8 protein-coding genes are annotated in these 12,512 nt (G+C 39.2%); 3 read left to right on the top strand and 5 right to left on the bottom strand.

The genetic code is table 11. The features are described 5' to 3' along the window. Nucleotides 1-7 precede the first annotated feature (7 nt). Together F7734_RS17140 and F7734_RS17135 are read right to left on the bottom strand one after the other, a co-directional pair. Nucleotides 8-5,698, bottom strand: a complete 5,691-nt coding sequence (locus F7734_RS17140) for an ATP-binding sensor histidine kinase (RefSeq protein ID WP_155745824.1) — start codon at nucleotides 5,696-5,698, stop codon at nucleotides 8-10. A 211-nt stretch (nucleotides 5,699-5,909) separates the two neighbouring features. Further along, nucleotides 5,910-6,527 (bottom strand): response regulator, encoded by a 618-nt coding sequence (locus F7734_RS17135; RefSeq protein ID WP_166481962.1) that lies wholly within the window; start codon nucleotides 6,525-6,527, stop codon nucleotides 5,910-5,912. A gap of 223 nt (nucleotides 6,528-6,750) precedes the next feature. On the opposite strand from F7734_RS17135, the gene lipA reads away from it, so the two are divergent. Both lipA and F7734_RS17125 read left to right on the top strand, forming a co-directional pair. Next, nucleotides 6,751-7,653: a lipoyl synthase gene (lipA, locus tag F7734_RS17130; protein ID WP_155745823.1), complete on the top strand. Its 903-nt coding sequence runs from the start codon at nucleotides 6,751-6,753 to the stop codon at nucleotides 7,651-7,653. A gap of 89 nt (nucleotides 7,654-7,742) precedes the next feature. Then, complete coding sequence (locus F7734_RS17125) at nucleotides 7,743-7,889, top strand: photosystem I protein PsaX (RefSeq protein ID WP_155745822.1); 147 nt, start codon at nucleotides 7,743-7,745, stop codon at nucleotides 7,887-7,889. Between the two features lie 90 nt (nucleotides 7,890-7,979). On the opposite strand, the gene F7734_RS17120 is transcribed toward F7734_RS17125, so the two are convergent. Continuing rightward, a complete protein-coding gene (locus F7734_RS17120; RefSeq protein WP_155745821.1) occupies nucleotides 7,980-8,849 on the bottom strand; it encodes a branched-chain amino acid ABC transporter permease in 870 nt (289 codons plus the stop codon). A gap of 196 nt (nucleotides 8,850-9,045) precedes the next feature. Here F7734_RS17120 and larE point away from each other — a divergent pair, with 196 nt between their 5' ends. After that, a complete protein-coding gene (larE, locus tag F7734_RS17115) occupies nucleotides 9,046-9,873 on the top strand; it encodes an ATP-dependent sacrificial sulfur transferase LarE (protein ID WP_155745820.1) in 828 nt (275 codons plus the stop codon). Nucleotides 9,874-10,030: 157 nt separating this feature from the next. Here larE and F7734_RS17110 read toward each other — a convergent pair whose 3' ends face one another. Together F7734_RS17110 and F7734_RS17105 are read right to left on the bottom strand one after the other, a co-directional pair. Further along, complete coding sequence (locus F7734_RS17110; RefSeq protein WP_155745819.1) at nucleotides 10,031-11,197, bottom strand: CapA family protein; 1,167 nt, start codon at nucleotides 11,195-11,197, stop codon at nucleotides 10,031-10,033. A gap of 104 nt (nucleotides 11,198-11,301) precedes the next feature. Further along, entirely contained in the window at nucleotides 11,302-12,486 is a 1,185-nt protein-coding gene (locus F7734_RS17105; RefSeq protein ID WP_155745818.1) for a radical SAM protein, read from the bottom strand. Nucleotides 12,487-12,512: the final 26 nt, after the last annotated feature.

The following is a 12,512-nucleotide window of genomic DNA, read 5'->3' as shown; positions in this document are numbered from 1 at the left end:
ACCCGTCCTAAGGTGATTGTCTGAGTGGAATTTGGACGACAAACTCTGTTCCCTCTCCGGGAACAGAACTGTAAGTTAAACTACCCTTGTGTTTATCCACAACAATCTGATAGCTAATTGATAATCCCAATCCCGTACCACTTCCGACTGGCTTAGTGGTAAAAAAGGGATCGAAGACTTTCTGACGTACATCCTCAGGTATCCCAACACCATTGTCGGCAATCCGAACCATGACCTGATTTTTGTTTGCTAATTCAGTCCGAATGCGAATTGTTGGTTTGTAGCCGTCGCATAAACGTTTACCTTGAGTTTCAGTGCGATCGTGTAAAGCATCAATTGCATTGGCAATAATATTCATAAATACCTGATTGAGTTGACTGGGGTAGCACTCAACTAATGGAAGCTGACTGTATTCTTTAATAACTTCTATCTCAGAGCGATAAGCTGGGTAAGGCTTGTGCAAAGGGCAATCGCTCTTTACCTTAAATCTATGGTGTAGAATCATCAAAGCGTTATCGATTCCCTCATGAATATCTACAGGTTTCATATCTGCTTCATCCAAACGAGAGAAGTTGCGTAAGCCCAAAACAATCTGCCGAATCCTTGATGTTCCAGATCTCATGGAATCTAAAAGCTTGGGCAAATCTTCTTTTATGAAATCCAAATCAATTTCAACAGCTTTTTCCAGAATGAGAGTGGAGGAATTTGAAAATTCTTGCTGATATATGGCAATCATATTTAATAAGGATTCTACGTACTCTGCGGCGTGAGTAATATTGCCATGAATAAAATTAATGGGATTATTGATTTCATGAGCAATTCCTGCTACCATTTGCCCTAAGGAAGACATTTTTTCACTTTGGATTAATTGCGTTTGCGTGTTTTGTAACTCTTTTAAAGCTCTCTTGAGATGTTGATTTTTTTCATGAATTTCCTGCGTTCTTTTAGATACTTTTTCTTCTAACGTGCGGTTGTATTCTTCCAATTCTTCGTTAGCTCGTGCTAAATTTTGGTAGAGTATGGCATTCTCTAGAGAGATTGCTGCTTGAGTGATGATGAGTTTGAGAAGTTCCACGCGCTCGCGTGTAAATGCTTCTGCTGTTAAATTATTTTCTAGATAAAGAATACCCAGTAATTTACCTTGGTTGATAATGGGTATACATAACAGACTTTTGGGTTGCTCGCGGAGGATATAGCTATCCGCACTTAGGAGTGGTTTATCTTTTAAATCATCAGTGACTAAAATTTCCTGGGTTCGCTTGACATAGTTAATTAAAGTCACGGGAACCTCACTGCTAGATTCTACAGGGTTTGATGGAAACTCTGTATCGCTCCGCCCACTTGTTGAATTTGAACTGACTGCAGAAACAGTGAGATGCACATCCGTTGCTACGCGATCGCTCTTAGCGCAAGCTGTACCCAGCTGATCGCGAAGCGCAAGCCTCCCCCGGCTATCGCCCTCACTTAAAATGAGAGCAGACTTAGAAGCACCTGCATTCTCCATCACCACTTCCATTAAAGTAGATAGCAACTGCTCAAGTTCAATTTCTCCAGACAGAGCAATAGAAGCTTTGACAACAGACGCCAAATCTAAAGAATCGGAAATACTACTAGTGTTTGAAGCTACAAACGTTTGCTTGGAGATACTGGTGGATAGGGACGTGCTACTCTCACTAGAGCCATTTGTCCCTAGTTCGGTATTTAGTTTTCCTTGTTGAAGTATTGGAGTCAGGACTTGAGCATAACGCTTTTCCAAATCATCAACTTTAGCTTTTGCCCCCCAACGGGTATAATCGTAATAAGCATCTATTAAGTAAATTTTCGCAATTTTCAGTTTTCCCCACTCCAAATAAAATTTACCAGTCAGTTCGTTAGCAAGAGCCGCTTCATGTACGTACTCATTGTCTCGAGCAAGGGTAATCGCTTGCTCGTAACTATTCATAGCTTCAAGATATTGACCGAGAACCCTATAGCGCTCTGCTTCTACCAAATAAAATTTATGCAAATAATTCATGGGGGCATGATATGCCCATTTCTGAATTTTTTCTTGATTAATAGCTACTTTTTCCTGAATTCTTCCTTGTTCTAATTTATTAGCCTTAGGATACACTGCCAAACGTGCCAGAGAATCATAGAAATGAAATTCAGCAAGAACTAAATGTCCGACGGCAACCTCTATATACTTTTCTACACAGAGAGCATTTTCAATTGCCTTATTGTAGTCAGCGAGTAAATAACAAATTTGAAGCTTGCATAAATACAAATGCACAAGCCCAAGACTGTCATTGGCTTGCTGATAATATGTTATTATTGAGCTTTCATTATATGAATCACCTATTAAGTCAACTTGATTTTCCCGAACGTCCAATAAATTCAAGACAGCTTGTAAGTAGATATTATTCCAGCTTAACACCATTGTTTGGTTTGTTTGCTTAATGGCATGGCTGTAATTTTCTATCTGCTGCTTGAGTATTGAAAGTTCCTCACCTATGAAATATGCATAGTAGGAGTAACAATAAAGAGCATAAGCAGCAAATTCTAAATTGCCTGTTTCTAAACTAGTAGAATAAGCTTCTAAAAGAGGTGGCAATGTTTCTCGAATATGCTCTTTCCAAAGCCGAATAGTCGCATTGAATCCTATAACAACCTTTGGTATAATCTCTCTAACTTGGAATTTAGACAACAGATCTAAAGCTAGTTTGCCTAATTGATAGCCAAACTCTATGTCTCCCACAACTCCACAGAGTATTGTTCCATAAAGAGTATAAACATGAGCAGACAAAGGAGAAGTGCCATACTTAAGTGATAAATCGATCTGCTTAAACACCAATAAGGGGAACAAATCAGGTACAGCTTGATAGGCAAAACTAGTTAAATTAGATAAGATACGGATAGCTACTAGTGAATGAGGTTCTGTCATCTCTGTGTAATTGATTAAGTCCTCAATACGCCTGCTAACTAAATTTGATGTTAGTGCTGCCATTTCTAGCTGAGTATCCGTTTGATTGGGACTATCGGGAAACTCAATACCCAAAAGTTTTAAAAACCCGAGTGCGACATCGATCGCTTGTCGCGGTTTATTCTGTGCTCCATTAGCCTGAATTTTAATCTCGTAAACTTTCGCTTTATCTAATAAAGTTTTTGCTCGTATCAATACCACTTCTATGAATTGCTCTGCTAGTTCAAAGTTCCCATTTAGATATGCGGCTTCTGCGGCTGTTTCATGCAAAGCAAGAGTAAAATCATAATTGGTTTCCCAGGTATCGCTTGCTAGTAATTGAAGACTAGTCGTTAAATATTTAACTGCAGCCATGTAAGCTATTGATGCTAAAGCTTTGCGACCAGCAATCAAATTCATTTGTGCTAGTTCATTGCGCTCGCTTTGATTTACAAGCAGTTCTGTTGCCATATTTAACTGGTTGACTAAAATAAAAATTTTATCTTTTCTTTCTTCAACAGAAAGATTGCAAAGCAGCAATTGTCCAATTTTCAAGTGAATGGACTGTTTGCGATCGCTAGCAATGAGAGAATAAGCAGCTTGCTGTACCCTGTCGTGTACAAATTTATACTTTTGTACACCCTCATTGGGAATTGATGAGACTTCGCTGTCATCAACCAATAACTGGTAACCTGCTTCAGGTAAAACAAGACCTTCAAGTAACGATTGCCATAAATCTACTGCTGTATCGACTTCAGATTTTTCATAGATGATAGCAAGAGTTCTTAAATCAAATTCATTACCAATGCATGCAGCCAGTTTTAAGACTGCTTGAGTTTGGCTTGGCAACTTCTCTAGTTGAAGCGCCATAAATTCTACAACATCGTCTGTGAGAGCTATGGCTTTAACTTCGTTAATATCGTACTGCCAATGACGATGAGAAAAATTAAATTTTAATAGAGCTTCATTCTGTAAATATTTAAGAAATTGATGGGTAAAAAATGGATTGCCTTTAGTTTTATTAAATACAATTTTTGTGAGAGGAATAGCTGTAATTTCTTGGCAATTCAGCGTATCGCAAATTAAAGTTAGTAAATGATTGTAAGCTAATTCTTTTAAATGAATTGTCTTGATGGTAATACTTGATTTTTCTATTTCATCCAAAGTAAAAGACAGAGGATGAATTTGAGAAATTTCATTATCTCGATATGCACCTATCAGTAAAAAACCTTCCTCACCTATAGTTCGCTTCTCGCGATCGTCAAAGTCTTTAGAGCGCTCTTCTAAAGGAGTATTTTGACAGATCAATAACTGAAGAAATTTTAAAGAAGTTATATCTGCCCATTGTAAGTCATCCAGAAAGAGAACCAAAGGATGTTTTTTTGTAGTGAAGACTTTAATAAACCTCTGAAATAATAAATTAAACCGATTTTGAGCAGCAGTTCCAGAAAGTTCAGTCACTAGTGGTTGAGTACCAAGAATAATTTCCAGTTCGGGAATAACATTGATGATAACTTGAGCTTGTTCTCCCAATGCTGACAAAATTTTAGATTTCCATTTTTGTAGAACGGTATCAGGCTCGCTCAATAATTGTCTGATTAAATCTTGGAAAGCTTGTACAAATCCTGATAAAGGAATATCGCGTTGAAATTGGTCAAACTTACCTTTAATAAAGTAGCTGCGCTGACGAACAATTGGTTTGTGAACTTCGTTGACAACAGACGTCTTACCAATACCAGAAGAACCTGTAACCAAAACTATTTCAGATGTACCACCTGTGACTCTCTCAAAAGCCGCAAGCAAATTTTCTACTTCCTGTTGACGACCATAAAGTTTTTCAGGAATTACAAAACGCTCGGAATAATCCTGTTCTCCCAACTGAAATGGCACAATATTTCCAGTTTCTTGCCACTGGTTCCTACATATCTCTAAATCGTGTTTTAACCCTGAAGCACTCTGATAGCGTTCTTCAGCATTTTTTGCCATTAACTTACTAATGATATCACACAAAATTGAAGGGACATTTGAATTAATATCACTAGCCTTTGGTGGTTGTTTGGCAATATGGCAATGAACCAACTCCATGGGATCGTTTGTTGTAAAGGGTAACTGTCCAGTCAGGAGTTCAAAAAATGTGACGCCAAGAGAATAAAAATCGCTACGATAATCAATCCCTCGGTTCATTCTTCCTGTTTGTTCGGGGGAAATATAAGCGAGAGTACCTTCTAAAAAGTTAGGATTTGTCAGTTGTTGAATTTCTTTCGGTAAGAGACTAGCAATACTAAAGTCTGTCAGTTTAACTTCAGATGTTGTGGAATTAATGAGAATATTAGCAGGTTTAATATCTTTATGAATGATGCGGTGACCGTGTAATTCCTGAAGGGTAGAGGCAATTTGAATGGCTATGTGAAAAAATTGTTGTAGAAACGCTATATGGGTAGTGTCTACAAGAGTGATGTAATCTTTTAAGGAAAGACCGCCAAAGTCTTCTAGGATCAAAACATAACTGTTACGATAGCTTTCCAAACTATAGGGTTTGACAATACCTGTAATGTTGAGGCTTTTTGCGATCGCATACTGTTTGCGAAACTGAGCAATTTCATGAAAAGTTGGGTATTCATTCCGCATCAGCTTTAAGATAACTGACTGTTGGTCTTTTTCTCGAATACCTTGATAAACCAGGGTTTTGCTTCCCGAGTAAATTTGTTGAGTGATGCGATAACCGGTAACAGCAACAATTGTATTTGATAGCACTAACATTTACACCAATACTCGCAATAATATACCCTGTAATAAGTATTCCCAAAAGCATAGTGTTTGTATCATTTTTCAGACAAAAACTTATAAAAATCTTGCGTCTTTGCGTCTTTGCGTGAGGGTTAACGATAATTACAGACATGACACCAAAAATCTAAACGCCGTACTTTACATTAAGTACAGCGTTAGAGAAATATCATCACGATACTTATTGTTATTTAACCTTTTGTTTGATAAAAGTTACAACCTGATTGAGTTGCTTTTTCAAAGCATCAATTTCTGCCTGCATTTTGGCAATTTTTTCATTTAATGCTTGGATTTCAGCAGATGAAGCCCCGGATTCAGTAGAGGTAACTGCATTGGCTCCATTAGAAGTTGCAACGACTCCATTGTTCGTTACAGCTACTCCATTGTTCGTTGCGGCGACTGCAACTTGAGCGGGTTCGGGACGTGGCTGTTTAGCCTTAGTCATGGCGGACTTAATTGCACCAATAAGTTGCTTTTGGTCAAAAGGTTTTCCCAGAAACTCAAAATATTCGAAGGGTTCGGAGATTTTCTCCGTAACCTCTTCCTTACGACCAGACATAATGACCAAAGGAATCTTTCTCAAGTCACTACTAGCTTGGATCTCCTGAAACACTTCCCAGCCAGTTTTTTTGGGCAGTAGGAAATCTAGCATAATCAGGCTCAGTTTTTCCTGATGAATTAAATTCAATCCCTCCAGGCCATCTTTTGCTTCCAAAACTTGGAAGTTTCCTGGGGGTAACATTTCTCGTACTTTTACCCTGACAACTGTGGTGTCATCGATAACTAAAATTTTGTTACTTGTCACGACTGTTTGCTCTAATAGAAACTTTAGGTTTATATGGTAGTTGCGCCTTTAGGCGTCAAGAATTCTCCCACTATATCCAACTTATCTCTGGATCGGGGGAGAGTAATTTCCGGTAGAAGTGACAATACTTTAAGTGTCATACGCAACCAATACCGATCTTAAGCTCCGATTGTGGCAAAGTAATACTTAAGGCAACTGGGTTTATCAAAATTTTGAATTGTTTATGACTTCTTTGCAGCCATCCCAAATCAAGTCTGAAATTATGGCAATGCCTCCATGGTTACGCCGCCCCATTGGTAAAGCTAGCGAACTCTCGACGGTACAACGGATTATTAAACAGCGTCAAATTCACACCATTTGTGAAGAAGGACGTTGCCCGAATCGGGGTGAGTGTTATGCCCAACAAACTGCTACTTTTTTACTTATGGGACCAACTTGTACCAGGTCTTGTGCTTTTTGTCAAGTGGATAAGGGTCATGCCCCCATGCCTGTTGACTCAGAGGAACCACAAAAAGTCGCAGAAGCAGTGCAGCTTTTAAAATTGCGTTACGTGGTACTGACTTCTGTCGCTCGTGACGATTTACCAGACCAAGGGGCAGGTCACTTTGTGAGGACGATGGAGACGATTCGCCAAATGAACCCAGAAACTCAAATTGAGGTACTGACACCTGATTTTTGGGGTGGTGTGGGTGTTGGCGAGCAGGGCCAGCGCGATCGCATCAACACAATAGTGCAAGCTAAACCTGCCTGTTACAATCACAATATTGAAACCGTAAGACGTTTACAGGGACCAGTGCGTCGGGGTGCTAAATACGATCGCTCGCTTTTTGTCCTGCAAGTGGTTAAAGACATTGACCCCACAATTCCTACAAAATCAGGGTTGATGCTAGGACACGGGGAAACGAGAGAGGAAATTATTGAAACAATGGTGGATTTACGTAAAGTAGGATGCGATCGTATAACCATCGGTCAGTATATGCGTCCCTCTTTAGAACATTTGCCAGTACAAAAGTATTGGACACCAGAAGAGTTTGATGAATTAGGCAGAATCGCTCAAGAGATGGGATTTAGCCATGTTCGTTCCGGTCCTTTAGTTCGGAGTTCCTATCACGCAGGGGAAAATTAAGAAGTAGGACAAATATTTCTAACGAATTTTGCTAAATATGACAGATATTTGGTATCTGTTAATAAGTCTTTAAATTAGGAGAGAATGCGATGGTTAGCGAAGCTCAGAAAAAAGTAGGCGAAGACGTTATAAAAAACGAAGCAAAAGCACCTTATCCCTTCCGTACAGGTTGGGCGTTACTGCTGTTGGCAATTAACTTCCTTGTAGCTGCCTATTATTTTCATATTTTGGTGTAAGACGTTAAATAGATAAATAGGAACTGCGGACTGGGGACTGGGGATGAGGAAATCAATACCCAATCGCTAATCTCCAGTCCCCAGTTCCCTTTATATTGTGCCCTTGAATAACCCTTTGGGACGAACGAGCAACACCAAAATCATGATGAATAATGCTACACCTTGTTTGTACTGAGAACCTAGCAGAGGTGTGCTGACTTCTTGGGCAACACCGATGATAAAAGCCGCTGCGATCGCACCATAGGGATTGCCAATTCCTCCCAAGATGACTGATGCAAATAATGGTAAAATTAAGAACCATCCCATATTTGGACGCACGGCTGTAATTAAGCCATACATGCTCCCACCGAGAGATGTCAAGCTACCAGTCATGACCCAAGTCCACAAGATAACTTGGTCAACATTAATACCAGAAACCCTAGCTAAGTCCAAATCATCAGCAACTGCTCGCATCGCTTTACCAATTTTGGTATTTTGTAGAACATAGTGCAACACTAAAATCACCACTATAGCTAAAACAAAAACCAACAGTTGATTGGGTGGTATTTTTAAACCACCAATATCTATAGCAGAACTAATAGGCAAATCGTAATTTTTGTTACTTCCACCCCAGATAAAGATAATACCATTGCGGATAAATAATGCTAACCCAATGGAAATAATAATGAATGTTGTGGAAGTAGCACGGATAGAGCGCATTCTTGACCACAGCAACTTTTCCGATAAAAGCATTGCAGCAACTGTTCCCACTGCTGCTACTACCATAGATAACCAAATATTTATCTTAAATACTGTATTTAGTAAGAATGTTAAGTAAGCGCCTAAAGTCAAAAAATCACCGTGAGCAAAGTTAGATAACCGTAAAATTCCCAGAGTCAGCGTTAGTCCAACTGCTGCCAAAGCAATAATACTTCCCACAGCAATACCATTAACAATTAATTGGGCAAATTGTAAATTCATAATTTTGTCAAAAACTTCTCCAAGTACTGATTCGGAGTTATCTAGAGAATATTACCTGATTTATGCAAAAGCGAGCTAAAGTTGCTCTAGATCCCCGACAACTGATGTGAAGTCGAGGATCTGGCAGCCCCTCATTCTCCTCATCCCCTTCTACAATGAAATTGATTGGGTGCTATCTTAGGGGATATTAAATAAAATGATACTTGCAGAAAAACTTGAGACACTAAAAAGCATATTTCTAGAAATGGAAAAGGCATTGATTGCCTACTCTGGAGGTGTTGATAGTACTTTGGTAGCTAAGATTGCCTGCGATGTTTTGGGTGAACGTGCTTTAGCTGTGACAGCAGTTTCCCCTTCGCTGCTACCAGAGGAGTTGGAAGACGCTAAAATTCAAGCGGCAACTATTGGGATTAGTCATAAAATTGTTCAAACACACGAAATGGAAAACCCCAATTACACTTCTAACCCCGTCAACCGATGCTATTTTTGTAAAAGCGAACTGCATGATACACTCAAACCGCTTGCAACTGCAATGGGATATCCTTATGTGGTAGATGGAGTGAATACCGACGATCTACGTGATTACCGTCCGGGAATTCAGGCTGCAAAGGAAAGAGGCGCACGTTCCCCTCTAGCAGAAGTTGGTATTACAAAAGCGGAGGTGCGGCAACTTTCCCAAGAACTTGGTTTACCTTGGTGGGATAAACCCGCACAACCTTGCCTGAGTTCTCGCTTTCCTTACGGTGAAGAGATCACTGTAGCCAAGCTACAAAGAGTAGGGAGGGCAGAAATATATTTAAGAAAGCTGGGTTACAACAGTTTGCGAGTTCGTTCTGAAGGAGATACAGCACGGATAGAATTGCCACCTGAAGAAATTAAAGAATTTGTCGTGAAGACAGATTTGCAGTCACTAGTTTCTACTTTTCAGGGATTTGGTTTTGTGTACGTCACTCTTGATTTGGAAGGTTTTCGCAGTGGAAAGCTCAATCAAGTGTTAAATCGAGAGGTTTTACAAGGGGTATAGTCTGATAAGTTCGCCACATCCCTCGTTCCCAGGTTGAACCTGGAAACGAGAAAACGAGAAAGGTAGAACCTGGAACTGTCAATCCAAAATCCAAAATCCAAAAACCAAAATCCAAAATCCAAAATCCAAAATCCAAAATCCAAAATCCAAAATAGTATTATTCTTTTTCTGCAACTAAATCGCTATCGTCCACGACAATTTCGCCTTTCTTGTTAATCTTGACTTGTTGGTTGGGAAAATCTTTACTAATTAAATCACGTAACAGCCCTACTGTATGGAAGCGTTGATCGATACGGGGGATTCCTTGGCGATCTAAACGAATGGGAATAATCTTACTTCCTACCAAATCTCCTTGAGAATTAATCTTGACTTCTAAAATCATTGAATACCCTGTTTGGGCTACTGTGGATAGCGTTCGATATCCCAAAAAATTTCCTAAAGAGTAGGCAATGAGTTTATCATTATAGATTTCCATTGCTCGCGGAACATGGGGACCGTGTCCGAGGACTAGATCTGCTCCCGCGTCAATCATTGTTCGCGCAAACAGGACGGAATTTCCTCGATTTTCTCCGTAGAAATACTCAGTTTTATTTTTGACGTGTAATGCACTTGTTCCCTCTGCTCCCGCGTGCATTGACACAATGACTATGTTGGCATTTTTTTTGGCTTCTCCTACGAGTGCTTTGGCTGTATCTAGATCGTGAATGGAATTGTAATGTTCGTAAGGAGCAAACCCAATCATCGCAACTCGAATATTGTCAAGTTCTAATACAAGAATTTGATTTTTATGCCCTAATGTGTCTATTCCAACTGCTTTAAGGTGTTTGACTGTGTCTCGGAACCCTATTAAACCAAAATCTCGTGCATGATTGTTGGCTATGTTCATAACATCAAATCCAACATCAGCAAACAGTTGAGCGTAGGAGGGTGGGGAACGAAAGGCAAACACTTGTCCCCGGCTGATGTCTTTGGCGCTGTAGGGGTGGTTGGTTAAGCTCGTTTCAAAGTTACCAAATAGAATGTCTGCTCTGTGTAGATATGCTCGTACAGACTTTGGCAGCAGTTGGTCGCGATCGCTTGGTAACCTGTAGTTAGGATAGTTTGTGCCGGGAATTATGTCTCCAACCGCTTGGATGGTAATAGTATCTGACGTTGGGAACTCTGGTACAGAAAAAGGGACTGGCAATGTATCTGTGGATGTGCTTGCCGCTTGCGATCGCTGTATTTGTCCAAAGCGAATAAATAATCCTATACCAATACCCAAACTAAAACACAAACTAATAAAGCCAAAAGACAACAGTTTCCCCAAGCGCTGGTTGCCCATAATTGCACTCCTCAAAATATGGGGTTAGTATAACTCAAAAAAGGGAACAAAGAACTCTCATTAGGAAACAGTAAAATATACTTAGGGTTGACAATGCCAGAAATCTAAACATAGCCTAAACTAGGCGAACTTTGGCGTTCGAGTTCCAACCTTTCCAATTTGATGTATCCTCTATCCACATCAATAATTCCCATATCAAATAGCCGATACTCAATATATTGTCGAAGTCCTTTATCAACAATACACTTAATCGAACCGTCTGAATTCAGTTCATTATATTGTCGATTTCCTTCGGCGATTGGATAACTGCTACAACTCCCGAAAAACTTACATTGACTGCACGTTTCTTGAATTCTTTCTTCTGCTTCAATAACTATCTTTTGATGCCGCTCGCTATTAATTAATGAACCAAGAGGTTGATTAAAGATGTTACCGTGGCTGTGAGTTATTAAATAAGCATCTGCATAGCTATAAACTTCTCCATCAACATCAACAATATATATTGACTCCCATTCACGTTTATCATAGAAACTTGTTGGAGCATTGGGTGTGTAGTGATGAACTACCTGCTTAATTGCTTCATAAATTGGCGATATCCAAACCAATTTTTCATCTGCCAGCCATAAATCTACCAGTTTTTTATAAGCTTCTAAGACTTCGTATGGAGTTATCTCGAAACCTTGATGTTGATTTTCAAACGAGCCTTTGAATAAAGGTAATATTCTGGCAGATAGGTTCATCTGTCTATAAAAATTGTAGATTTCTGGAATAAACTCTAAATTTTGCTTGGTGAGGACACTGATACAACCAAAATCAATATTTGCCCTTGTCAGTTTATCAATGTTTTCTAAAACCTTATTTTGGGATTCAATACCTGTTTGGTAAACTCGCAATCCTCCAAATAAATCTATTGAAACTCCTACCCCATCAAATCCTTCTTTTAAAAGTTTTAATCGTCGTGAATCTAATAATGTCAGGTTTGTCTGTACGCCATTTCTAACTCGAATATGGTCAAATTTAAATATCTGCTTTTGGAACTCAAAAACTTTCCAGTAAAAATCAGGTGTTTGCAGTAATGGTTCTCCACCATGCCAGACAAACTCAATTTCAACAGTAAATTCTAAATGTTGATAATAACTAGCAATATTAGTAAACATTTGTTGAATTTGAGCAAGTGCGATCGCTTGTTTGTTGGCTAGTTCTGCGTATTCATAGCAGTAGCGACACCGTAGGTTACAATGCTTGGATGTTTTGACAACAAATTGAACTTTTTTTGTTTCCTGTATCATAATGATGACCTATGTGTTAAGTAAAG

The sequence above is a fragment of the Scytonema sp. UIC 10036 genome (genome assembly GCF_009725235.1).
Note: the sequence above shows the minus strand (reverse complement) of the source record. Positions and strands in the feature narration are given on the sequence as shown.